Source organism: uncultured Paracoccus sp. (assembly GCF_947496875.1).
Taxonomy (GTDB): Bacteria; Pseudomonadota; Alphaproteobacteria; order Rhodobacterales; family Rhodobacteraceae; genus Paracoccus.
In genome coordinates this window covers 77,146-100,375 of the sequence record NZ_CANMEH010000005.1, presented here as the reverse complement: position 1 = coordinate 100,375, position 23,230 = coordinate 77,146, and the positions used below count along the sequence as shown (strand labels likewise).

At 68.3% G+C, this 23,230-nt stretch carries 25 protein-coding genes; 11 read left to right on the top strand and 14 right to left on the bottom strand.

Annotated features, from left to right (window positions below):
- Position 1 precedes the first annotated feature (1 nt).
- The 5 genes from ccoG to ccoN form a co-directional block, all read right to left on the bottom strand.
- Positions 2-1,462, bottom strand: a complete 1,461-nt coding sequence (ccoG, locus tag Q0938_RS08425; RefSeq protein WP_299360922.1) for a cytochrome c oxidase accessory protein CcoG — start codon at positions 1,460-1,462, stop codon at positions 2-4.
- A gap of 253 nt (positions 1,463-1,715) precedes the next feature.
- On the bottom strand, positions 1,716-2,756 hold the full coding sequence (gene ccoP / locus Q0938_RS08420) for a cytochrome-c oxidase, cbb3-type subunit III (RefSeq protein WP_299361166.1): 1,041 nt from the start codon (positions 2,754-2,756) through the stop codon (positions 1,716-1,718).
- A gap of 74 nt (positions 2,757-2,830) precedes the next feature.
- Positions 2,831-3,034 (bottom strand): cbb3-type cytochrome c oxidase subunit 3, encoded by a 204-nt coding sequence (locus tag Q0938_RS08415; RefSeq protein ID WP_299360920.1) that lies wholly within the window; start codon positions 3,032-3,034, stop codon positions 2,831-2,833.
- Between the two features lie 12 nt (positions 3,035-3,046).
- Positions 3,047-3,772, bottom strand: coding sequence for a cytochrome-c oxidase, cbb3-type subunit II (gene ccoO / locus Q0938_RS08410; protein WP_299360918.1), 726 nt, complete (start codon positions 3,770-3,772; stop codon positions 3,047-3,049).
- 15 nt (positions 3,773-3,787) lie between these two features.
- A complete protein-coding gene (gene ccoN, locus Q0938_RS08405; RefSeq protein ID WP_299360916.1) occupies positions 3,788-5,392 on the bottom strand; it encodes a cytochrome-c oxidase, cbb3-type subunit I in 1,605 nt (534 codons plus the stop codon).
- 222 nt (positions 5,393-5,614) lie between these two features.
- Between ccoN and Q0938_RS08400 the strand changes: the two genes are divergently transcribed.
- Positions 5,615-6,454 carry a universal stress protein gene (locus tag Q0938_RS08400; protein ID WP_299360915.1) on the top strand — a complete coding sequence of 280 codons (840 nt, stop codon included), beginning with the start codon at positions 5,615-5,617 and terminating at the stop codon, positions 6,452-6,454.
- Between the two features lie 56 nt (positions 6,455-6,510).
- Here the strand turns inward: Q0938_RS08400 and fnrL are convergent, their stop codons facing one another.
- Positions 6,511-7,275 (bottom strand): transcriptional regulator FnrL, encoded by a 765-nt coding sequence (gene fnrL / locus Q0938_RS08395; protein WP_299360913.1) that lies wholly within the window; start codon positions 7,273-7,275, stop codon positions 6,511-6,513.
- 39 nt (positions 7,276-7,314) lie between these two features.
- On the opposite strand from fnrL, the gene hemN reads away from it, so the two are divergent.
- From hemN to Q0938_RS08375, 4 genes are all read left to right on the top strand, one after another.
- Positions 7,315-8,670 carry an oxygen-independent coproporphyrinogen III oxidase gene (gene hemN, locus Q0938_RS08390; RefSeq protein WP_299360912.1) on the top strand — a complete coding sequence of 452 codons (1,356 nt, stop codon included), beginning with the start codon at positions 7,315-7,317 and terminating at the stop codon, positions 8,668-8,670.
- A gap of 132 nt (positions 8,671-8,802) precedes the next feature.
- Positions 8,803-9,585, top strand: a complete 783-nt coding sequence (locus Q0938_RS08385; protein WP_299360911.1) for a ZIP family metal transporter — start codon at positions 8,803-8,805, stop codon at positions 9,583-9,585.
- 69 nt (positions 9,586-9,654) lie between these two features.
- Positions 9,655-12,462, top strand: coding sequence for a DNA polymerase I (gene polA / locus Q0938_RS08380; protein ID WP_299360910.1), 2,808 nt, complete (start codon positions 9,655-9,657; stop codon positions 12,460-12,462).
- Positions 12,459-13,466: a cation diffusion facilitator family transporter gene (locus tag Q0938_RS08375; protein ID WP_299360909.1), complete on the top strand. Its 1,008-nt coding sequence runs from the start codon at positions 12,459-12,461 to the stop codon at positions 13,464-13,466. Before polA ends, Q0938_RS08375 begins: the two co-directional genes overlap by 4 nt.
- A 26-nt stretch (positions 13,467-13,492) precedes the next feature.
- Here Q0938_RS08375 and Q0938_RS08370 read toward each other — a convergent pair whose 3' ends face one another.
- A complete protein-coding gene (locus Q0938_RS08370; RefSeq protein WP_299361165.1) occupies positions 13,493-13,675 on the bottom strand; it encodes a zinc-finger domain-containing protein in 183 nt (60 codons plus the stop codon).
- Between the two features lie 163 nt (positions 13,676-13,838).
- Between Q0938_RS08370 and Q0938_RS08365 the strand changes: the two genes are divergently transcribed.
- Positions 13,839-14,801 carry an ABC transporter ATP-binding protein gene (locus Q0938_RS08365; protein ID WP_299360907.1) on the top strand — a complete coding sequence of 321 codons (963 nt, stop codon included), beginning with the start codon at positions 13,839-13,841 and terminating at the stop codon, positions 14,799-14,801.
- Positions 14,802-14,834: 33 nt separating this feature from the next.
- Here Q0938_RS08365 and Q0938_RS08360 read toward each other — a convergent pair whose 3' ends face one another.
- Positions 14,835-15,215, bottom strand: coding sequence for a histidine triad nucleotide-binding protein (locus Q0938_RS08360; RefSeq protein ID WP_299360906.1), 381 nt, complete (start codon positions 15,213-15,215; stop codon positions 14,835-14,837).
- A gap of 117 nt (positions 15,216-15,332) precedes the next feature.
- Here Q0938_RS08360 and Q0938_RS08355 point away from each other — a divergent pair, with 117 nt between their 5' ends.
- Positions 15,333-15,527: a hypothetical protein gene (locus tag Q0938_RS08355; protein ID WP_299361183.1), complete on the top strand. Its 195-nt coding sequence runs from the start codon at positions 15,333-15,335 to the stop codon at positions 15,525-15,527.
- 21 nt (positions 15,528-15,548) lie between these two features.
- Here Q0938_RS08355 and betI read toward each other — a convergent pair whose 3' ends face one another.
- Positions 15,549-16,118 carry a transcriptional regulator BetI gene (gene betI / locus Q0938_RS08350; protein WP_299360904.1) on the bottom strand — a complete coding sequence of 190 codons (570 nt, stop codon included), beginning with the start codon at positions 16,116-16,118 and terminating at the stop codon, positions 15,549-15,551.
- 85 nt (positions 16,119-16,203) lie between these two features.
- Between betI and choX the strand changes: the two genes are divergently transcribed.
- Genes choX through choV form a run of 3 tightly spaced genes read left to right on the top strand, consistent with a single transcriptional unit; the run spans position 16,204 to position 19,110 of the window.
- Entirely contained in the window at positions 16,204-17,178 is a 975-nt protein-coding gene (gene choX / locus Q0938_RS08345; RefSeq protein WP_299360903.1) for a choline ABC transporter substrate-binding protein, read from the top strand.
- Between the two features lie 10 nt (positions 17,179-17,188).
- Entirely contained in the window at positions 17,189-18,037 is an 849-nt protein-coding gene (choW, locus tag Q0938_RS08340) for a choline ABC transporter permease subunit (protein ID WP_299360902.1), read from the top strand.
- Entirely contained in the window at positions 18,034-19,110 is a 1,077-nt protein-coding gene (gene choV / locus Q0938_RS08335; RefSeq protein ID WP_299360901.1) for a choline ABC transporter ATP-binding protein, read from the top strand. The genes choW and choV overlap by 4 nt, the downstream gene beginning before the upstream one ends.
- Here the strand turns inward: choV and Q0938_RS08330 are convergent.
- Positions 19,079-19,966 (bottom strand): DMT family transporter, encoded by an 888-nt coding sequence (locus Q0938_RS08330; protein ID WP_299360900.1) that lies wholly within the window; start codon positions 19,964-19,966, stop codon positions 19,079-19,081. The two genes, choV and Q0938_RS08330, sit on opposite strands and share 32 nt — an antisense overlap.
- Positions 19,967-20,010: 44 nt before the next feature.
- The gene (locus Q0938_RS08325) at positions 20,011-20,610 is read right to left on the bottom strand and encodes a LysE/ArgO family amino acid transporter (protein WP_299361162.1); all 600 of its coding nucleotides are present in this window, start codon (positions 20,608-20,610) and stop codon (positions 20,011-20,013) included.
- A 75-nt stretch (positions 20,611-20,685) separates the two neighbouring features.
- On the opposite strand from Q0938_RS08325, the gene Q0938_RS08320 reads away from it, so the two are divergent.
- Positions 20,686-21,945 (top strand): SulP family inorganic anion transporter, encoded by a 1,260-nt coding sequence (locus tag Q0938_RS08320; RefSeq protein ID WP_299360899.1) that lies wholly within the window; start codon positions 20,686-20,688, stop codon positions 21,943-21,945.
- Between the two features lie 12 nt (positions 21,946-21,957).
- On the opposite strand, the gene Q0938_RS08315 is transcribed toward Q0938_RS08320, so the two are convergent.
- From Q0938_RS08315 to Q0938_RS08305, 3 genes are read right to left on the bottom strand one after another with little or no spacing between them, the layout of a single operon-like run.
- Positions 21,958-22,704 carry a YebC/PmpR family DNA-binding transcriptional regulator gene (locus Q0938_RS08315; protein WP_299360898.1) on the bottom strand — a complete coding sequence of 249 codons (747 nt, stop codon included), beginning with the start codon at positions 22,702-22,704 and terminating at the stop codon, positions 21,958-21,960.
- A 45-nt stretch (positions 22,705-22,749) separates the two neighbouring features.
- The gene (locus tag Q0938_RS08310; protein WP_299360897.1) at positions 22,750-23,025 is read right to left on the bottom strand and encodes a ribbon-helix-helix domain-containing protein; all 276 of its coding nucleotides are present in this window, start codon (positions 23,023-23,025) and stop codon (positions 22,750-22,752) included.
- The gene (locus Q0938_RS08305; protein WP_299360896.1) at positions 23,015-23,218 is read right to left on the bottom strand and encodes a DUF4169 family protein; all 204 of its coding nucleotides are present in this window, start codon (positions 23,216-23,218) and stop codon (positions 23,015-23,017) included. Before Q0938_RS08305 ends, Q0938_RS08310 begins: the two co-directional genes overlap by 11 nt.
- Positions 23,219-23,230 lie beyond the last annotated feature (12 nt).

Genomic DNA, 23,230 nt, shown 5'->3' with positions numbered 1-23,230 from the left:
GTCAGCCCCGGCCGTGGAATACGGTGGGCACGATCGCGCGGCGGCCGTCGTCCTGATCCTCGATCCACAGGGTCAGGTCGCGCGCCCCGCCCTCGGCTTCGGGCGTCCCGGGCGCCGCGGTGACGTAGACGCGCTGCTGGAACGTGGCGTCCGGGGCAACGGTCACCAGCGGGCTGCCGCCTTCCAGCGTCAGGCTCAGCTCCGGCACCGGGTTGCCGTCGGCATCGCTGATGCCGACCGTGAACTGCTGTTCCGACGCCTGCTTGTTGCGCAGCCGCAGCTCGTAGGTGTTGCGGATCGACCCGTCCGACAGCGTCACGAATTGCGGGTTGCGGATCGGCGACACGTTCAGGTCGTAGGGCGAGCGCATCAGCAGCGCGACCAGCAGCCCGACCCCGATCGCCGCCCACAATGTGAAATACAGCAGGGTGCGGGGGCGCAGCACATGCCGCCACAGGGACCGGGGCGGCGCCGCGCCAGAGCGTTCCAGCGCTTCGTCCTTCAGCGCCATGTAGTCGATCAGCCCGCGCGGCTTGCCGATCCGGGCCATGACGTCGTCGCACGCATCGATGCACAGCGCGCAGGTGATGCATTCCAGCTGCTGGCCCTCGCGGATGTCGATGCCCATCGGGCAGACGTTGACGCAGGCCAGGCAGTCGATGCAGTCGCCCTTGGCACCGGGGGGCGTGTCGGACTTGGTCGGCTCGCCCTTGGCGATCTTGCCGCGCGGCTCGCCGCGCCATTCGCGATAGCCGACGGTCAGCGTGTCCTCGTCCATCATGGCGCCCTGGATGCGGGGCCAGGGGCAGGCATAGATGCAGATCTGTTCGCGCGCGAACCCGCCGAAGAAGAACGTCGTGGCCGTCATGATCGCGATGGTCATGTAGGCCACCGGATGCGCCCGTCCCGTGAACAGGTCGCCCAGCAAGGTCGGCGCATCCGCGAAGTAGAACACCCAGGCGCCGCCGGTCAGCACCGCGATCAGCAGCCACAGCGTCCATTTTTCCAGCCGCAGGCGCACCTTGCGGGTGTCCCACGCCTGATCGTACAGCCGGATTCGGGCGTTCCGGTCACCCTCGACCCAACGTTCGACCATCATGAACAGGTCGGTCCAGACCGTCTGCGGACAGGCATAGCCGCACCAGACCCGCCCCAGCGCCGAGGTGAACAGGAACAGCCCCAGCCCGGCCATGATCAGCAACCCGGCGACGAAATAGAATTCGTGCGGCCAGATCTCGATCCAGAAGAAGAAAAAGCGGCGGTTCGCGAGATCGACCAGCACCGCCTGGTCGGGCATCCCCGGTCCACGGTCCCAGCGGATCCACGGGGTGATGTAGTAGATGCCCAGCATGATCCCCATCAGGATCCACTTCAGATTCCTGAACGGCCCCCGCACCCGGCGCGGAAAGATCGGTTCGCGCGCGGCGTACAGCCTTGGGGCATCAGGTTCGATGGTGGACATGCGGTGCTCCTTTCACGCGGCGCCCGATCGACGGGTACCACGACCCGTGACCCGGTCCCATGGGGTCCCGGCCGGATCGCTGCTGACGAGGCTGGATATAGGTACGGCGCCCCCGCGGCGAAGGGGCCCCTTTGTCGCACCTGGCGTCCGCGACGCGACGTCCGCGGCGGTGGCAAGCAAGCCCGGCCGGGGCGCGATGCGCAACCGGGGCCGGCGCCGTGGCCGGTCCCAGTCTGCAGGGGTCACGCGCAGCTCACTCGCCGCCGCCCAGACCATGCACATAGGCCGCCACGGCCCTGATCTCGCCCTCGTTCAGGCGGTCGGACCATGCCGGCATGACGCCATAGGGTCCGTCATGGACGATCCGGCGGATCACGGCCGGATCGGCCCGGCCGTCGCGCCCGTACAGCCAGACGGCATCGGCCAGGTTGGGCGCCCCCTGGGCGCGGTCGCCGGTGCCGTCCTCGGCGTGGCACGCCGAGCAGTTGTCGACGTAGACTTCCTCTCCCGCGGCGGCGCGCTGCGCGTCATGCGGTTCGTCCGACAGCGACAGGATGTAGTTGACTACCTGCTCGATCTGTTCGTCTTCCAGCAGGCCGTCGACCCCGAACTTGGGCATCTCGGAATAGCGGGTGTCCGGATCTTCCGGGCTGCGGATCCCGTGGGTCAGCGTGTAGTGGATGTCCTCCATCGTGCCCCCCCACAGCCAGTCGTTGTCCAGGAGGTTCGGGTACCCCGGCGCGCCCGCCGCGCCCGAGCCGTGACACTGCGCGCACCAGGTCCGGAAGATCGCGCCACCGGCATTGTTGGCATAGTTCAGCAGTTCCGGATCACCGGGGATCGCGTCGAGTTCGACCGAGGCAAGGCGGGTCTGGATCGGCGCATTCGCCTCGTCGAACCGCTGGATGTCGCGGGCCACCTCGTCCCGCGTCGTCACGCCCAGGAACCCCTGCGTCGCCCGGTTGACCAGCGGAATCGCCGGATAGGCCAGCACATAGCCGACCGCCCAGATCACCGTGATGTAGAACGTCCACAGCCACCAGCGCGGCAGCGGGTTGTCGTATTCCTCGATCCCGTCCCAGCTGTGACCGGTCGACTGGACCTCGATCACCTTCTTGCCGGCCCGGCGGGTGGCCCGTTTCCGGCGCTCGCCCCGGGCAGTGCCCACGATCTGTTCCGGCGCGTTCCGCAGGATCTGCTCGCGGTTCTCCTCGTCGGCCGCGCGGCGATCCAGGCCGACCCGGTTCTCGGGATTGGCGGGGCTTTCGTGCGGGTCCGAGACGTCGAGGTTCAGATCCTCGGCCACCTTGCGCTCCCGCGGTGTGGGGTTGGCGGTGGGATCCGGGGTTTCGTCGGTGGGATCGGCCATCACTCGACCTCCTTGTCATCCGGCGCATCGTGGCGATCGGGCGCGGGCTTCTTTTCGTTGCGGAAGATGCTGGACGCGGCATCGCGGTGCAGCCGGCGGGACCCCGGCCGGAACACAAAGACGATCACGCCCAGAAAGATCAGGACCAGGATCAGCAGCACCCAACTGTCAGCCAGCTGCCGCAGAAAGGAATAGCGCTCCATCCCGGCCCCCGTTCAGCGGCGCGGATCGGGCTCGAAGGTCGAGAAATCGACCATCGTGCCCAGCACCTGCAGATAGGCGATCAGGGCGTCCATCTCGGACACGCCGGCCTGCCGGTCGAAGTTGCGCTGCTGCGCCCCGGGATAGCGCTCGAACAGCCCTTCGCCGTCGAGATCCGGATCGGCCTGCGCCAGGAAATCGGCGCGGGCCTCGGCGACCATCTCCTCGCTATAGGGCACCCCCACCGCGATGTCCGCGCCCAGTCGCTGGGCCATCTGGGTGGGCTCGATCAGGCGGGTGCGCAGGAACCCGTAGGCGGGCATGATGGATTCCGGCACCACCGCGCGGGGATCGTTCAGGTGGTCGATGTGCCATTCGTCGGAATACCGGCCGCCGACGCGGGCCAGGTCCGGCCCGGTCCGCTTGGACCCCCACTGGAACGGATGGTCATACATCGATTCAGCGGCCAGGCTGTAATGGCCATAGCGCTCGACCTCGTCCCGCATCGGCCGGATCATCTGGCTGTGGCACACATAGCAGCCTTCGCGCACGTAGATGTCGCGCCCGGTCAGTTCCAGCGGGGTGTAGGGGCGAACTCCCTCGACCTCCTCGATGGTGTTCTCGATGTAGAACAGCGGCGTGATCTGCACGATGCCACCGATGGTGACGACCAGGAACGAGAACACGAGCAGCAGCGTCGCGTTCTTTTCCAGGATCTTGTGGTGGTCCAGAAGGGCCATGTGGTTTTCCCCTGCTTACTCGGCCGGCACGGCGACGCGGGTTTCCGCGACGCGGGGCTGGCGGGCCACGGTGGCCCACAGATTGTAGGCCATGATCCCGGCGCCAGCGAGGTAGAACACCCCGCCCAGGGCCCGCACGACCAGCATCGCGTACTTGGCGATTACCGTGTCGGCGAAGGCGTTGACCAGGAAGCCCTGCGCATCGACCTCGCGCCACATCAGGCCTTCCATGATGCCCGAGACCCACATCGACGAGGCGTAGAGGACGAGGCCGATGGTCGCGAGCCAGAAATGCCAGCTGACCATCGAGGTCGAGTACAGCCGGTCACGCCCCCACAGCCGCGGCGTCAGATAGTAAAGCGCGCCGAAGGTGATCATCCCGTTCCAGCCAAGCGCGCCGGAATGGACGTGGCCGATGGTCCAGTCGGTATAGTGCGACAGGCTGTTCACGGCCTTGATCGACATCATCGGCCCTTCGAAGGTCGCCATGCCGTAGAACCCCACGGCGACCACCATCATCCGGATGATCGGGTCGGTGCGCAGCTTGTCCCAAGCCCCCGACAGCGTCATCAGCCCGTTGATCATGCCGCCCCAGCTGGGCATCCACAGCATGATCGAGAACACCATGCCGAGCGTCGCGGCCCATTCCGGCAGCGCGGTGTAGTGCAGGTGGTGCGGACCGGCCCAAATGTAGAGGAAGATCAGCGCCCAGAAATGGATGATGGACAGCTTGTAGGAGTAGACCGGGCGCTCGGCCTGCTTAGGGATGAAGTAGTACATCATCCCCAGGAAGCCCGCGGTCAGGAAGAAGCCCACCGCGTTGTGGCCGTACCACCACTGCGTCATCGCATCCTGCACGCCCGCGAACAGCACGACCGACTTGGACCCGAAGAAGCTGACCGGCACCGACAGGTTGTTGACGATGTGCAGCATGGCGATGGTCACGATGAAGGACAGGTAGAACCAGTTGGCGACGTAGATATGGGGTTCGCGCCGCTTCATGATGGTGCCCAGGAACACCGCCAGATAGGCGACCCAGACGATCGTCAGCCACCAGTCGACCAGCCATTCGGGTTCGGCATATTCCTTGGACTGGGTGGCGCCCAGGATGTAGCCCGTCGCGGCCAGCACGATGAACAGCTGATAGCCCCAGAACACGAACCAGGCGAGATTGCCGCCCCAGAGCCGCGCGGCCGAGGTGCGCTGCACGACATAGAACGACGTGGCGATCAGGGCGTTTCCGCCGAAGGCAAAGATCACCGCGCTGGTATGCAGCGGCCGCAGCTTGCCGAAATTGGTAAAACCGTGGGTCAGCTCCGAGAAGTTCAGCGATGGCCAGGCCAGTTGCGCGGCGATGATGACGCCCACCAGGAACCCGACCAGCCCCCAGCCCACCGTTGCGATCACGCCGGCGCGGATCACGCCATCCAGGTATTCGTTCTGGTCGGCGATTACGACGGGCGCTTCCATGCGGCGCAGGATCCACAGGAAGGTCAGACCGGCGGCCAGCATCACGGTGAGAGCGTTCACCAGGTAGGCCAGGTCGTGCGCGTAGTTTGCCGCGATCGCGGCAAACACCGCAACGGCGCCAAGCGCAATCAGCTTGAAGCTATCCCACATATTCTTCGCGTCTCCCGAACTGTGCGCAGACCAGCCGAATCGTCAGACGATCGGCGGATATGACCCGACGGGCTTACGGCGGCGTGCCCGCGGACCTCTTTGATTTGCGTCAAACGCGGACGATCGGCAACTGTATATGCGTTTGCGTGACAGAACGTCGCGCGGGTGCCACCCTGCCGACACAGGACCGGCGGCGGACGCTGCTCAACAATGGGGGACCACATGGGCTACAAGACAATCGTCACCGTGATGACCGGCGACGGCTCCGGCAGCCATCTGGACGCGGCCGTGGCGCTGGCCCGGCGCGAGGATGCGCATCTCGACGTCTTCTGTCTGGCCGTGGATCACACCCAAACCGGCTACTACTATGCCGGCGCTTCGGCCTATGTGTTCCAGGAGGCGATCGACCGCGCGATGGCCTCGGCCGAAGCGATGGAGCACCGCATCCGCGACCGCCTGACCGCCGAGGACGTGCGGTGGGGCGTGCAGTCCGGTGTCGCGCAGTTGGGCGGCGTGTCGGCGCTTGTCGCGCAGCGCGCCCGTTTCGCCGACCTCGCGGTGCTGCCCCAGCCTTACGGACCCCATGCCCCGGCGGACGCCGAAGCCGCGGTCGAGGCTGCGCTGTTCGAGGGCGGCTGCCCGGTCTTGGTCGTGCCGCGCAACGGCGACGCGATCGAACGGATGGGCCGCCGCGTGGCGATCGGCTGGAACCAGTCGGACGAGGCGTTGCAGGCCGTGCGGCTGGCCCTGCCGTTTCTCAAGGCGGCCGAGGCGGTGGAAATCGTGGTCGTCGATCCCTCACCGCATTCCCCCGAAGGATCGGACCCTGGCGGCGCGCTGTGCCAGATGCTGACCCGGCACGGGGTTCACTGTGACATCGCGGTGCTGGCCAAGACCCTGCCGACCGTGTCCGAGATGCTGAACCATCGGGCCGCCGAGACCGGCGCGGATCTCATCGTGATGGGCGCCTACAGCCATTCCCGGCTGCGCGAGGCGATCATGGGCGGCGCGACGCGCTACATGCTGGAACGGGCGACCCTGCCGCTGCTGCTGGCGCGCTGATCGGAGCGAGAGGTACCGCGGGGCGGGCGGCCGGCGCCCGCCCTTGCCGCGCCCGGTCAGCTCAGCGGGCCGCCATCGGCATCCGTCTCGCCGCTTGCCGTGAGCAGCGCGGCGTAGTCCTGGACGATCACCGTCCGGTTGCCGTTCAGCCGGATGATCCCGTCCCGGCGCAACGCCGACACCTGGCGGCTGACGGTTTCCAGCGACAGGCCCAGGTAATCGGCCATCATGTCGCGGGTCAGCGGCAGGTCGATCTGCAGTTCGCCGCCGGGGCTGGCCTGCGGGCCGCCGACCTCACGCCGGGCCAGGATCACCAGCAGCGACGCGAATTTCTCCCGCGCCGACTTGCGCCCCAGGAGCAGCAGCCATTCGCGCGACGCGTCCAGTTCGTCCAGCGTCCGGTCCAGCATCTGCGCGGACAGGGCTGGCGACGCCGCCATCACCTCTTCGAAGGGCTTGCGGCGGAAACAGCACAGCACGACGTCGGTGACCGCGGTCACGGTATAGGGCGTCCGCTCGCGATGCGGGCGGCCCAGGAAATCCGAGGCCTGCAGCAGCCCGACCATCTGGGTGCGCCCGTCTTCGAGCGTGTGCGACATGGTCGCCACGCCCGAAACGACCGAGGCGACGAAATCCAGCCGGTCGCCCGCCCAGACGATCACCTGCCCTGCCTCGTACCGGCGGTCGTAGCGGGCGTGCTCAAGCCTGCGCAGTTCCGGCGCGTTGCAGGTGGAACAGATCGCCTGGTGGCGGACCGGACAGTCCGGGCAGGACCCGTGCAATCGGGTATCCTGATCCGGCGAAAGCAGATTGACTTGCATCAAGGAACGCCCGCGTCTGGAATGCGACACGCTACGATCATGGAAAAGGAATCGCAACTCACCCGCCTTGGCCTGTTCGACGCCCGCGTGCCGCGGTACACGAGCTATCCCACGGCGCCGCATTTCAAGCCCGCCATCGGGCCCGCCGATTTCACCCAGTGGGTGCAGTCGATCCCCGAGGGCGCGGCGATCTCGCTGTACATGCACGTGCCGTTCTGCAGGCGGCTGTGCTGGTTCTGCGCCTGCCGGACGCAGGGGACGCAGTCGGACGAACCGGTGCGCGCCTATGCCGACATCCTGCTGGCCGAGCTGGAGCTGCTGAAGGCGAACCTTGCCCCCGGAATCCGGCTGTCGCGGCTGCACTGGGGTGGCGGGACGCCGACGCTGATGCCGCCCGACATGATGCGGCGCGTCGCAGGCGCGGTGTTCGACGCCTTTCCGCTGGCCGAGGGGGCCGAGTTCTCGGTCGAGATCGACCCGAACGAGATCGACGACGCACGCATGGACGCCCTTGCCGAGGCGGGGCTGACCCGCGCCAGCATCGGGGTGCAGGATTTCGACCCCGCCATCCAGAAGACCATCGGCCGCGACCAGAGCTATGAGGTGACGGCCCAGGCCGCCCGGATGATCCGCGACCGCGGCATTCGGTCGCTGAACGCCGACATCCTTTACGGGCTGCCCCACCAGACCCCGCAACGCATCGCGGAATCGGTGCAGAAGCTGATGGCCCTGTCGCCCGACCGGATCGCGCTTTACGGCTATGCCCACGTGCCGTGGATGGCCAAGCGCCAGGTCATGATCCCCGAGGCGGCGCTGCCGGACGCCAATGCGCGGCTGGAACTGTTCCAGGTCGCGCGCGATCTTCTGGTCGCCGATGGCTATGACGAGATCGGTATCGATCATTTCGCGCGTCCCGGCGACGGGTTGGCCGTTGCGCAGAAGGCGGGGCTGCTGCGCCGCAATTTCCAGGGCTATACCGACGATCAGGCGCAGGTGCTGGTCGGGATGGGGGCCTCGTCGATCTCGCGCTTTCCGCAGGGCTACGCCCAGAACGCCCCGGCTACCGGCGCGCATGTCAAAGCGATCCGCGAAGGCCGGTTCTCGGTCACCCGCGGCCACGCCTTCAGCGCCGAGGACATCTGGCGGGCGCGGATGATCGAGGCGCTGATGTGCGACTTTGCGATCAGCGCCGAGGAATTCACGCGCGATCACGGGTTGTCGGCGGCGACCCTGCAGGACCTGTTCCGCCCCGTCGTCGACCGGTTCGGCGACATGGTGCACGCGGACGCCGCAGGGCTGCGGATCACCCCGCAAGGCCGGCCGCTGACCCGGATGATCGCCCAGATGTTCGATGCCTACCAGGTCGACAGCGGCCGGCACAGCGCCGCGATCTGACTTGGCGGCTTCGCCCTTGCAAGGCGCGCCTCGTTTGCTGCTGCAGGCGGGGTGTTGCCGGCCGTCCCTGCACCGGCATAGGGTCGCGGCGCCGCGGCACCCTGCCCCGGTGACGCAAGGGAACGACGCAGCATGACCGATCTGTCGCCTGCCATGCTGGGCTTTCTCGGCAGCCTCGTCGCGGGGGGCTGCACCGCGCTCGGTGCGCTGCCGGTGCTGGTCGGACGCCAGTTTACCCGCAGCTTTCGCGACATGGCGCTTGGCTTTGCCGCCGGCGTGATGCTCGCGGCCTCGTTCTTTTCCCTGATCATCCCCGGCCTTGTCGCGGCCGAGACACGGCTTGGCGAGGGTCCGCTGCCGGCGCTGATCGTCTGTGCCGCGATCCTGCTGGGGATGGGCGTCATCCACCTGATGAACGAGAAACTGCCCCACGAACATTTCCGGATGGGCCGGGAAGGCCCCGAGGCGGTGGCGCTGCGCCGGGTCTGGCTGTTCGTGATCGCGATCACGATCCACAACTTCCCCGAGGGCCTGTCGGTCGGGGTGGGCTTCGGCGCCGGCGGCTGGGAGGGCGGCCTGCCGCTGGCGATCGGAATCGGCCTGCAGAACGTCCCGGAAGGCCTGGCGGTCGCAGTCGCCCTGACCGGCGAAGGCTATTCGCGCGTTCGGGCGGTATCGATCGCGGCGCTGACCGGGATGGTCGAACCGGTCGGCGGCCTGCTGGGGGCGGCGCTGGTGTCGGTGTCCGAGCCGTTGCTGCCCTGGGGGCTGGGCTTTGCGGCCGGCGCGATGCTGTACGTGATCAGCCACGAGATCATCCCGGAAACCCACCGGTCTGGGCATCAGAACCGCGCCACCCTGGGGCTGGCCATCGGGCTGGTGCTGATGCTGTTCCTGGACGTCTCGCTCGGCTGACCACCCGTCCCCTTTGCGCCTGAAACCGTCCCGTGGCAGAACGGCCCGGCATGCAGAAGGGTGAGAGCGATGGCGAGCGACGGCAGTTTCGGCAAGGGTAGCCACCTGCACCTGATCGACGGATCGGCCTTCATCTTTCGCGCCTATCACGCGCTGCCACCGCTGACGCGGAAATCCGACGGGCTGCCGATCGGGGCCGTGGCCGGGTTCTGCAACATGATCTGGAAATACATCGAGGACGCCAAGGGCGCCGAGGCGCCGACCCATGCGGCGGTGATCTTCGATCATTCGGCCAAGACCTTCCGCAACGAGATCTACGGTGACTACAAGGCGAACCGCCCGGCCCCGCCCGACGATCTGAAGCCGCAATTCCCGCTGACCCGCGACGCGACCCGGGCCTTCAACCTGCCCTGCATCGAGATCGTGGACTACGAGGCCGACGACATCATCGCGGCGCTGGCCTGCCAGGCGCGCAATGCCGGCGGGCGGGTGACGATCATCAGTTCGGACAAGGACCTGATGCAGCTGGTCGGCGACGGCGTCGAGATGCTGGACCCGATCAAGAACAAGCGGCTGGGACCCGACGAGGTGTTCGAGAAGTTCGGCGTCACGCCCGACCGGGTGGTCGACGTGCAGGCGCTTGCCGGCGACAGCATCGACAACGTGCCGGGCGCGCCGGGGATCGGCATCAAGACCGCCGCCCAGCTGATCCAGGAATATGGCGATCTGGAGAGCCTGCTGGCCCGGGCCGAGGAGATCCGCCAGCCCAAGCGCCGGCAGACCCTGATCGACCATGCCGAACAGATCCGCATCTCCCGCCGGCTCGTGCAGCTGGACTGCGACACGCCGCTGGACTTCACCCTGGACAGCCTGGAGGTCAGGGCACCCGAGCCCGGCATGCTGATCGAGTTCCTGAACCAGATGGAGTTCCGGACCCTGACCAACCGGGTGGCGGAACGGTTCAAGGCGCCCCTGCCCGAGGTGGCACCACCGCCGCCAGTCCCCGAGGCGCCGGCCGCGCCGGACTTTCCCCCCGTCGATTGCGACGGCTATGTCACGATCCGCGACGCGGACGCCCTGCGCACATGGCTGGACGCGATCAGTCAGCAGGGCATGGTTGCCTTGGATACCGAGACGACGAGCCTGGACGAGATGCAGGCGGAACTGGTGGGCATCTCGATCTGCCCGGGGATCGGCATGGCCGCCTATATTCCGCTGAACCATGTGGCCGGCGAACAGGACCTGTTCGGCGGCGGCAGCCGTGCCACCGGCCAGATGCAGATGGACGAGGCGCTGGCGCTGCTCAAACCGGTGCTGGAAGACCCCGCCGTGCTGAAGATCCTGCACAACGCCAAGTACGACTGGAAGCTGCTGGCCCGGCACGGCATCCACATGGCCCCGGTCGATGACACCATGCTGATGAGCTATGTGCTGAACGCCGCCCTGCACAATCACGGCATGGACGAACTGGCGCAGACCTATGTCGGCCACCGTTGCCAGCCGATCAAGGAGCTGATCGGCAGCGGACGCAGCCAGATCACCTTTGCCCAGGTCCCGATCGATCGCGCCACCCGCTATGCCGCCGAGGATGCCGAGATCACCTGGCGCCTGTGGCAGATCTTTCGCCCGCAGCTGCCGGCGGCGGCGGTGACGACCGTCTACGAGACCATGGAGCGCCCGATGATCGAGGTGCTGGCCGGCATGGAGATGGCCGGCATCCAGGTCGACACCCAGCATCTGCGCGCGATGTCGGGCGCCTTCGCCCAGAAGATGGCGCAGCTCGAGGACGAGGCCCACCAGCTTGCGGGCGGCAAGTTCAACCTGGGTTCGCCCCGGCAGCTGGGCGAAATCCTGTTCGGCCAGATGGGGCTGGCCGGCGGCAGGGCCGGGAAGTCCGGCGCGCTGTCGACCAGCGCCGACGTGCTGGAGGATCTGGCCGCCGAGGGCCACGACCTGCCCGCCCGCATCCTGGACTGGCGGGCGATGTCAAAGCTCAAATCGACCTACACCGACGCGCTGCCCACCTTCGTCAATCCCGACACGGGCCGCGTGCACACCAGCTATTCGATCGCGGGCGCCAGCACCGGCCGGCTCGCCTCGACCGATCCGAACCTGCAGAACATCCCGATCCGCACCGAAGAAGGCCGCCGCATCCGCGAGGCGTTCGTGGCCCCGCCGGGAAAACGGCTGGTGTCGCTGGACTATTCGCAGATCGAACTGCGCATCCTGGCGCATATCGCCGAGATCCCCGCACTGAAGCAGGCCTTCAAGGACAATCTCGACATCCACGCCATGACCGCAAGCCAGATGTTCGGCGTGCCGATCGAGGGCATGGACCCGCAGATCCGCCGCCAGGCCAAGGCGATCAATTTCGGCGTGATCTACGGCATCTCCGGCTTTGGACTGGCTCGCAACCTGCGGATTCCGCGGGCCGAGGCGCAGGCGTTCATCGACACCTACTTCCAGCGCTTCCCCGAGATCCGCGCCTACATGGACGAGACCGTGCGCAACGCCAAGCGCGACGGGTTCGTGCGGACCCTGTTCGGCCGGCGCATCAACACCCCCGGCATCAACCAGTCGGGCCCGGCCGCCGGCGGTGCCCGCCGCGCCGCGATCAACGCCCCGATCCAGGGCACCGCGGCGGACATCATCCGCCGCGCCATGATCCGGATGAACGATGCGATCACCGACCTGCCGGCGCGGATGCTGCTGCAGGTTCACGACGAACTGGTGTTCGAGGCGGACGAGGACGCGGTGCAGACCCTGATCGACCGTGCGCGCGCGGTCATGGAATCGGCCGCCGACCCGGCCGTCCACCTGTCCGTCCCGCTGGTCGTCGATGCAGGCGACGGCGCGAACTGGGCGGAAGCGCATTGACAGCGCCGTCCCCTACGTCCGGGCCCAACGGCCACGATCACGCCGGGCACGTTGATGCCGGGCACGGGCATGCCGGGCACGACCACGGCGCCGCGGAGCTGGGTGACCGGGCGCTGCTGTGGGCGGTCCTGATCAACCTGGGCCTGACGCTCGCCCAGATCGTCGGCGGTCAGATTGCCGGCTCGGTGGCGCTAGTTGCCGACGGGGTGCACAATCTCAGCGACGCGCTGGCGCTCGGCCTGGCCTTTGGCGCGCGCAAGCTGGCGCAGCGGGCCGCCACCCCCGGCATGAGCTTCGGCTGGAGTCGGGCCGAGATCCTGGCGGCCTTCGTCAACTATCTGGCCCTGATCCTGGTGTCCCTGTGGCTGATGGTCGAGGCGATCGGCCGGCTGGCCGATCCGCCGCCAGTCGCCGGTGTGCTGGTCATGGCGCTGGCCGGGCTGGCGCTGGTGGTGGATCTGGGCACCGCGTGGCTGACGATGCGGCTGGCCAGGGAAAGCGTGAACGTCCGCGCGGCCTTCCTGCACAACCTGGCCGATGCAGGCGTTTCGGTGGCGGTGCTGGTCGGCGGCGCGCTGATCTGGGGGTTCGGCTGGCGGATCGCGGACCCGTTGCTGACGATCCTGATCTCGCTGGTGATCCTGTGGCACCTGCGCGGCGATATCGGTCCGATCCTGCGGATGCTGATGCTGGGCGCCCCCGCGGATGTCGATCACGACGCGATCCGGTCGGCGCTATGCGACCTGCCCGACGTGCTGGACCTGCACCACCTGCATGTCTGGCAGATCGACGAACGGCGGCTGTCGGCCGAGATGCACGTGCTGATCGCCGAAGACGCCGATCCGCACGCGATCCGCTTTGCCGTCAAGTCACGGCTTGCCGACCGGTTCGGCATCCGCCACTCGACCGTGGAGATCGAGACGCCGGCGACCGGCTGCGCCGATCCGCAGATCCGCGAGGACGGGCATGACGCGGATCATGCCCGCATCCCCGCCGCCACCTGACCGCGCGCCGCGCCAGACCGGCCGGATCAGTGGCCGCCCAAGGCCTTCTCCCGGTCGACCACGAACCGCTTGTCGCAATAGCCGCAGTCGACCCAGCCGATGTCGGGGGAAATCGCCATCCAGACCAGCGGATGCCCCATCCCCATCGACTCGTCGCCCGAGCAGCTGACCTTCCAGGTCGTGACGACCTCGGTCGCAGGCGCGGGCAGCAGCTCGGATTCGCCGTCCTGGTTGGTGGACAGCGACTGATCCGTCGGCGTGGCATGGGCCATGGGCATCTCTTGTGCAGGCGGGCAAAGCCCGGTTTAAGGGTGCGGCCATTCTAGCCAACCCGACCGGGCCGACAAGACGGCTCGCCAGACTGGATCCCGCATGCCTGCCACGCAACTCGCTGCCGACGCGCGCCGCACGCCGCGCCATGCGATCGACATCTCGCAGCTGCGCAAGACCTACGCCGCGGCCGGCCAATCCCCCCCGAAGGAGGCGCTGAAGGGCGTCGACCTGGCGATCCCGACCGGGTCCATCTTCGGCCTGCTGGGGCCGAACGGGGCCGGCAAGTCCACGATCATCAACATCATGGCGGGTCTGGTGAACAAGACCTCGGGCCGGGTCAGCATCTGGGGCTTCGATCAGGACGTGAACCCCCGCCAGTCCCGCGCGTCGATCGGGGTGATGCCACAGGAACTGAACATCGACCCGTTCTTCACCCCGCGCGCCAGCCTCGAGGTGCAGGCCGGGCTGTACGGCGTGCCGCGATCCGAGCGCTGGACCGACGAGATCCTGGAACTGGTTGGCCTGACGGCTCAGGCGGGCAGCTACAGCCGCCACCTGTCGGGCGGGATGAAACGCCGGCTGCTGCTGGCCAAGGCGTTGGTCCACCGCCCGCAGATCCTGGTGCTGGACGAACCGACCGCCGGTGTGGACATCGCGCTGCGCGAGATGCTGTGGGACAACATCCGCAAGCTGAACGCCCGCGGGATGACCGTCATCCTGACCACCCACTACCTGGAAGAGGCGCAGGAGATGTGCGACGAGATCGCCATCATCAACCACGGCGAGGTCGTGGCCCGCGACACCACCCGCGAACTGCTGGCCGGGGCCGAGGGCAAGACGCTGGTCATCGACCCGGGCGACTGGACGGGCGACCTGCCGCCGCTGCCCGACGGGGTCACGACGCAGCGCCGTCCGGACGGGACACTGGCGCTGCGCTATGCGCCACTGCAGATGCAGGCGGACCAGATTATCGACCGGCTGCGCAGCGCTGGGGTCCCGATGGTCGACCTGCAGACCGAACAGCCCCACCTGGAAGACGTGTTCCGCCAGCTGACCGGCTGACCCGACGCCGACCAGCCTTGGCAGGGCCGTCGGTCAGTCGCGGGAGAGCATCCGCCCCATGCCGCGGCCGCCCAGCAGATGCATGTGGAAATGCGGCACCTCCTGCACGCCATGCTCGCCGGTGTTGGAGATGGCGCGGAACCCCTTGCCGCCTTGCGCCAGCGCCAGCCCCTCGGCCTGCGCCACCTGCGCGACCAGCCGGTTGAACCCGACGATCTCGGCGTCCGACGCGTTGGCCGCGAAATCGTCATAGCTGACATATGCCCCCTTGGGGATCACCAGCACGTGGACCGGCGCCTGCGGACGGATGTCGCGGAAGGCGAGTGCGTGGTCGTTTTCCGCCACGGTGTCGTTGGGAATTTCCCCGCGCAGCATGCGGGCAAAGATGTTCTGGTCGTCATAGCGGGTGGTCATGAAAGCTCCTGTCTCTCAGTCGGCGAAAAGATCGTCGGTCAGGGCAAGCCGCCGGGCAAGCGCGGCATCGACGCCCAGGAAACCGGCCAGCGCGCGCGCGTTCTCGTCGACCGACGCATGAGGGGAAATGGTATAGAACCCCGACGGGCGCACAAGGTCAGCGCTTATTTCGACGATCTCTCGCGGCACCTGATGTGGGAGATCTACAAGAAGGACTTCCAGCTGTTCCGCTATGACTTCGACGACCCGGACAACGGGACGCCCAAGGGGCCGGTCGACCTCGAGGAGGTGCAGCGCAAGCTGGGTCGCTGACCGGAACCGCGGGTTGCGCCCTCAGTCCAGCATCGCGCCGACGTGTCGTTCCACCAGGTGGCGGGCGCGGTCGGGGTCCAGCTGCGGGTCCAGCACCGCACGCAGGTAGGCCCCGTCGATCAGCACGCCCAGTTGATCGGCCAGCAACCGCGCGCGATCGCCCACCAAGGGGCGCAGGGCGTGAATCAGGTTGGACTGCATCCGCCGGTGATAGACCCGCAGCAGGCGCGCGGCCTGGGGATCTGTCAACGCCAGAGCATAGAATTTCAGCCAGGCCGATACCGTCCGCTGGTCGAAATTGCCGCCGGCGAAGCTTTCGCGCACGATCGCCTCGACCCGTTCGCGCGGCGTCGCCGCATCCTGCAATGCCGTCCTTACCGCTTCACCAAAGCGTGAGAGGATGTGACGCATGGCGGCCAGAAAGATGTGGTCCTTGGATCCGAAGTAGTGGTGCGCCAGCGCAGACGACATTCCCGCCTCGCGCGCGATCTGTGCAACGGTCACGTCCAGCGAGCCGGTGCGACCGACGGCATCAATTGTGGCGTTGATCAGCGCAGCCTTTCGGATAGGTTCGACGCCGACCTTGGGCATGACGAAACCTCCGGCAGGTGTAGCCTACCGATTCCGTCTAGGCCCGTTTTATTGACTCGTCAATCAAGAAAAGATCGGGCCATCGATGACCTACCGCTCTGCACTGACCGTGGCGCTGCTGATGACCACCGCAGCAACGACGCTCGGCGCCCTGCCCGCCCGTGCCCAGACGGAGCCCGCCGCTTCCGAGCCGGAAGCCTGCCACACCGTCACCCTCGCCGACGTGGGGTGGAGCGACATCACCGCCACCACCGCCCTCACCACGACGGTGCTCGAGGCGCTCGGATACGAGACCGAAACCAAGGTCCTGTCCCTTCCGGTGACCTACACAGCGCTGTCGACGGGCGACGTGGACGTGTTCCTTGGCAACTGGATGCCCACGATGGAGGCGGATATCGCCCCGTATCGCGACGCCGGTACCGTTGACACCGTGCGCACCAATCTCACCGGGGCGAAATACACGCTGGCGACGAACAAGGCGGGCGCCGACCTGGGCATCACCGACTTTGCCGCGATCGCGGCGCAGGCGGACGCGCTGGACGGCAAGATCTACGGGATCGAGCCGGGCAACGACGGCAACCGGCTGCTGCTGGACATGGTTGCCCAGGACAAGTTCGGCCTGGGTTCGTTCGAGGTGGTGGAGTCGTCCGAACAGGGGATGCTGGCCCAGGTCGAGCGCGCGGTCCGCACGGGCGACCCGATCGTGTTCCTGGGGTGGGAGCCGCACCCGATGAACGCACAGTTCGAGATGACCTACCTGACCGGCGGCGACGAGATCTTCGGCCCCGATCTGGGTGGGGCCGAAGTGCGCACGAACACCCGCGCCGGCTATGTCGAGGAATGCCCGAATGTCGGCCGGTTCCTGCAGAACCTCGAATTCACCCTGGAGATGGAAAACGAGGTCATGGGAAAGATCCTGACCGACGGGCAGGAGCCCTCGGCCGCGGCGCGCGAATGGCTGCAGGGCAACCCGGACGCGGCGCAGCCCTGGCTGCAGGGGGTGACGACGGTCGATGGCGGCGATGCCGCGGCGGCGCTGACCACCGCGCTGAACGAGTGATCCCCGCCCGATGGAGCCGCTGACAGACCTGCTGACCGATCACAAGATCCCCGTCGGGCACACCGCCAAGCTGGCCTTCGACTGGCTGAAGGGTCACGGGGCGCCGCTGTTCGACGCGGCGGCCACGGCCCTCGACTCGCTGATCGGCGGCATCCAGGCGGCGCTGGACCTGCCGCATCCGCTGCTGTTCACGGCACTGGCGGTGGCGCTGACGTGGCTGACCCGGCGCAGCGTCGCCATGTGCGCGCTGACCGGGGCGGGGTTCCTGTTCATCCTGAACCAGGGCTACTGGGACGAGACCATGCAGTCGCTGACCCTGGTGCTGGCCGCCGGGCTGGTCTGCATGGCGGTCGGCGTTCCCATCGGGATCGCGGCGGCGCATCGGCCGCGGCTGTACCGGGTCATGCAGCCGGTGCTGGACCTGATGCAGACGCTGCCGAGCTTCGTCTATCTGATCCCCGCCATCGTGTTCTTCGGGATCGGCATGGTGCCCGGGCTGATCGCCACGGTGATCTTTGTCCTGCCCGCCCCGATCCGGCTGACCCATCTGGGGATCGTGTCGACCCCCACCCCGCTGATCGAGGCGGCCCGCGCCTTCGGCGCCACCCGGCACCAGCTGCTGTGGAAGGTCGAGCTGCCCAGCGCGATGCCGCAGATCATGGCCGGGCTGAACCAGACCATCATGCTGTCGCTGTCGATGGTCGTCATCGCCGCGCTGGTCGGGGCGTCCGGGCTGGGCGTCCCGGTGGTCCGGGCGCTCAATTCCGTGAACACCGCGCTGGGGTTCGAATCGGGAATCGTGATCGTCGTGGTGGCGATCATCCTCGACCGGGTGCTGAGCCTGGAGCGGTCGAAATGACCGAGGCCGTCGTCTTCGACCGCGTCTCGGTCGTCTTCGGGGATCGGCCTGCGGCCGCCCTGCCGCTGATGGACCAGGGGCTGGACCGCGGCGAGATCCGCGAGGAAACCGGGCAGACGCTGGGGGTGCACGACTGTTCCCTGACTGTCATGCAGGGCGAGACGCTGGTGCTGATGGGGCTGTCCGGGTCCGGAAAATCCACGCTGCTGCGCGCCGTGAACGGGCTCAACCCCGTGGTGCGCGGCCGCGTCCAGGTCCGCACCGACGCGGGCATGGTCGACGTCACCCATGCCGACCGGCGGCTGTTGCGCGACCTGCGGCTGAAGCACGTGGCCATGGTGTTCCAGCAATTCGGCCTGCTGCCATGGCGCAGCGTGCGCGAGAATGTCGGGCTGGGGCTGGAACTGGCCGGGCAATCCCGGGCGCAGCGGCGCCGGCAGGTGGACGCGCAGCTGAAGCTGGTCGGCCTGTCGGACTGGGCCGAGCGGCGGGTGGGCGACCTGTCGGGCGGCATGCAACAGCGCGTGGGGCTGGCCCGCGCCTTTGCGACCGAGGCGCCGATCCTGCTGATGGACGAGCCGTTCTCGGCCCTCGACCCGCTGATCCGCACCCGGCTGCAGGATGATCTGCTGGACCTGCAGGGTCGCAAGCAGCGAACCATCATCTTCGTCAGCCACGACCTGGACGAGGCGTTCAAGCTGGGCAGCCGCATCGCGCTGATGGAGGGCGGGCGGATCGTTCAGGTCGGCACCGCACGCGACATCATCCACCATCCTGCGAACAGCTATGTCCGCGACTTCGTGGCCCACATGAACCCGCTGGCCATCCTGACCGCGGCGGATCTGGCCGAACCGGGCCATGCGCCGGGACGGCCGCTGCCCCGGGACATGGCGGCCCGCGACGTCATGGCGGCGCTGAGCCGGGTCGAGACGCTGCCTGTGCAGGGCGGTGGCCGGGTGACCCGGGCCGGCGTTCTGGCCAGGCTGGCCGATCCTGGCGCCAGCCGCACGGCACCGGTCGCGCAGCCGGCGTGCGAGCCGGTCAGGCGCGCAGTTGCGATTCCCGCCAGGTGATCCAGGTGACCGCGGCGATCATCACCCCGCCGCCCACCAGCACCCAGGGGTCCAGCGGTTCGTGGAACACCGCGATCCCCAGCAGGCTTGCCCAGACCAGTTGCACGAACACGAAGGGCTGGGTGACGGTCAGGGGCGCCGCGGCAAAGGCACGGGTCATCGCGTAGTGGCCCAGCGTGGCGAACATCGCGGTCGCGGCCAGGGCCACGACCTGCGCGGCGCTCGGCGGCACCCAGACCGCCGCCGCCAGCGGCGCCAGTCCGATCGCCACCGTCATCGACATCATCGCCACCACTGCGGAGGCGGGCGCCACCGCCGACAGGCGCTTGGCGATCAGGTACGAGACACCGAAGAAGCAGGCCGCGCTCAGCTGGGCCAGATGACCGGCCTGCAGTTCCCGCAGCCCCGGCCGCAGCACCACCACTGCCCCGACCAGCGCCATCCCGATCGCGACCATCCGCCGCCAGCCCAGCCGCTCGCCCAGGAACAGCGCCGCGCCGGCCGTGACGATGACCGGGTTGAGAAAGCCGATCGCCGTGACCTCGGCCACGGTGATGCGGGCCATGGCAAAGAACCACAGCAGCACCGCGCAGACATGCAGCGCCCCGCGCAACAGGAACATGCCCCAGACCGGCCGGGGAAACCCGCCCCGCAGGGCGGTCCGCAGCGGCGCCACCAGGAACAGCAGGCCGAAGGCAAACCGGATGAACGCCGACTCCGCTGCCGGCAGATCCGACCCGATCCATCGCACGATGGCGTTCACCGCGACGAAGCAGACCCCGGTGAACAGCATCCAGGCGATGCCGGCCAGATGCGCACGCGGCATGCCGTTCAGGGGAATGGGGACCGAGACCATGGCGCCCTGTTGCGCCGGCCGCCGCCGGGTTGCAAGCGCCCGGGCTACCCTGTCAGGATCAATGTGGCCGCGATGGCCCACATCACCAGCGCCACCGCGGCGTCCAGCAGGCGCCAGGCGACCGGACGGGCGAACAGCGGCGCCAGCAGCCGCGCCCCATAGCCCAAGGCGAAGAAGAACAGCACCGAGCCGCTGATCCCGCCCAGCGCAAAGGCCAAGCGGTCCGGCTGGGTCGCCGATACCGCCCCCAGCAGCACGACGGTGTCCAGCCACACATGCGGGTTCAGCCAGGTCAGCGCCGCGATGGTGGCGAGGGTGGCGGCCAGCGACGGGGCTGCCGCACCCGCCTCTTGCAGCGTCTCGCCCCCACGCCAGGCGGCCCGCGCGGATCGGGCGCCGTACAGGATCAGGAACGCGGCGCCACCCCAGCGCATGGCCGACAGCAGCCACGGCGCGCCGCTCGCAAGCGCGCCTGCACCGGCGACGCCCGCGGCGATCAGCACGGCGTCCGACGCCGCGCAGAACAGGCACACGGCCAGGACATGCTGCCGCAGCAGCCCCTGTTTCAGCACGAAGGCGTTCTGCGCGCCGATCGCCGCGATCAGCGATAGCCCGGTTCCCAGCCCGGCAAGCCCCGAGCCCAAAGACGCCGCGGCCGAAATTGTCATTGCAGCGCCCCCGACGCGGCGCAAAGCTGCCGCACATCGGAGGCCTTGTCGATGAAACCCAAATTGCTGTCCACCCTGCCCGGCTATCGGGCCACCGACCTGATGGCCGACACGCTGGCCGGCATCACGGTGGCGATGGTCGCCATCCCGCTGAGCCTGGCGATCGCCATCGCCTCGGGCGTGCCGCCGGGGGTGGGGCTGGTGACCGCGATCGTCGGTGGGTTCCTGATCTCGGCGCTGGGGGGCAGCCGGGTGCAGATCGGCGGGCCGACCGGGGCGTTCATCGTGGTGGTCGCGGGCGTGGTCGCGGCCTACGGCGTCGACGGGCTTGTGCTGGCGACGCTGATGGCGGGCCTGATCCTGCTGGCGGCGGGAGTGCTGCGCGCGGGCGGTCTGGTCGCCTATGTCCCCGAGCCGGTCATCGACGGGTTCACGATCGGGATCGGCATCATCATCGCGGCGAGCCAGCTGCCGGATCTGCTCGGGTTGCGGATGGACCATGTCCCGGCAGAGTTCATCCCCAAGCTCGGCGCCCTGTGGGCCGCGCGGGGTGGTGTCAGCGCCGCGGCGCTGGCGATCGGGCTGGGGACGATCATCGGTGTGATCCTGCTGCGCCACATGTTTCCGCGCTTTCCGGGGCTGATCGTTGCGGTGGGCGCCACCTCGCTGGCGGCGCTGACGCTGGGGCTGGACGTCGACACGATCGGGTCGCGCTTCGGCGCCCTGCCCGACCGGCTGCCGATGCCCGGCCTGCCCGCCATCAGCTGGGCGCGGGTGGTCGAGCTTCTGCCCTCGGCCTTCGTCATCGCGTTCCTGGCGGGGATCGAGTCGCTGCTGTCGGCGCTGGTCGCCGACCGGATGATCGGCGGCAGCCACCGCCCGAACGCGGAGGTGATGGCGCAGGGCTGGGCCAATATCGGATCGGCGCTGTTCGGCGGGCTGCCCGCCACCGGCGCCATCGCCCGCACCGCGACGAACGTCCGCGCCGGGGGCCGGACCCCGGTCGCCGGCCTGATCCATGCGCTGGTCGTGCTGCTGGTGATGATGGTCGCGGCGCCGCTGGCCGGCGGGCTGGCGATGCCGGCGCTGGCGGGGTTGCTCATGCTGACGGCCTGGAACATGACCGAGCCGCATCGCTGGCCGGCCCGGCTGGCCGGGCGGCGGTCGGATCAGGTGCTGCTGGTGCTCACCTTGCTGCTGACGGTGCTCGCCGACCTGACGGTGGCGATCGGCGTCGGCGTGATCGCCGGCCTGGCGCTGCGTCTTGCCCGGCGCGACGTGCCCAGCGACTGGACCCCGCCCGAGCGGTGACCCGCTGCGGCGTCAGCCCAGTTGGGCCGCCACCTCTTCGGTCAGGTCGAAATTGGCGGTGACGTTCTGGACGTCGTCATCATCCTCGAGCGTCTCGATCAGCTTCATCAGCTTCTGCGCGGTTTCCAGATCGTCGACGTCGGCCGGGGCCTGCGGCTTCCAGATCAGCTTGGCCGACTCGGATTCGCCCAGACTGGACTCCAGCGCCGCCGACACGTCGTTCAGGTCCGTGTCCGCGCAATAGATCCAGTGGCCGTCCTCGCCGGATTCGACATCCTCGGCCCCCGCCTCCAGCGCCGCCATCATCACCGTGTCCGCATCGCCGGCCGAGGCGGGATAGGTGATCTCGCCCACCCGGTCGAACATGAACGCGACGCTGCCGGTCTGGCCCAGATCGCCGCCGTTCTTGGTGAAATAGGACCGCACGTTCGACGCGGTGCGGTTGCGGTTGTCGGTCATCGCCTCGACGATGATGGCAACGCCATTCGGGCCATAGCCTTCGTAGCGGATCTCGTCATAGCTTTCCGCGTCCCCGCCCTGCGACTTCTTGATGGCGCGGTCGATCACGTCCTTGGGGACGGAATTGGCCTTGGCTTCCTTGACGGCCAGACGCAGCCGCGGGTTCTTTTCAGGGTCGGGGTCGCCCATCTTGGCGGCGACGGTGATTTCCTTGGCCAGCTTGGAAAACAGCTTGGACCGCAGCTTGTCCTGCTTGCCCTTGCGATGCTGAATGTTGGCCCATTTGGAATGGCCTGCCATGGTTCGGTCCTTCGTGGAACGGGCGTGTCTGGTGTGCGCGGTGTTCTAGTCGGGGGGGCGGACCGGTGCAAGCTGCGCCTGCGCCAGCACGAACAGCCGCAGCGCGGTCGCCAGCCCCACCTCGGGCGGGCGGGCATGGTCGATGGTCGAGATCAGCTGCGCCGGCGTCATTCCCCGGCGCCGCGATTCGTCCTGCAGCGCCGTCCAGAACGCATCCTCCAGGCTGACCGAGGTCGGATGTCCATCCAGCGTCACCGACCGCTTCACCGGTCGGGTCAGCGGCGGCAGGGACACCCCCGCCCCGCCGGGGTCAGCCGTCACCCGAGTCACCGTCCGTCGCCGGATCGCGTCGATGCCGGTCCAGATGCCGGGCGGCACGCTCGGCCTCGACCTGCTGCGCGCGGCGTTCGGCGGGTGTCAGACCATGGCGGGCGGCATTCTCGTCGCCTGCCTTTCGCTTCGCGTCCCGCTGTGCGGCCTTGCGGGCCTGCCTCAGGTTGACGATCTCGGCCATTGCGCCCGACCG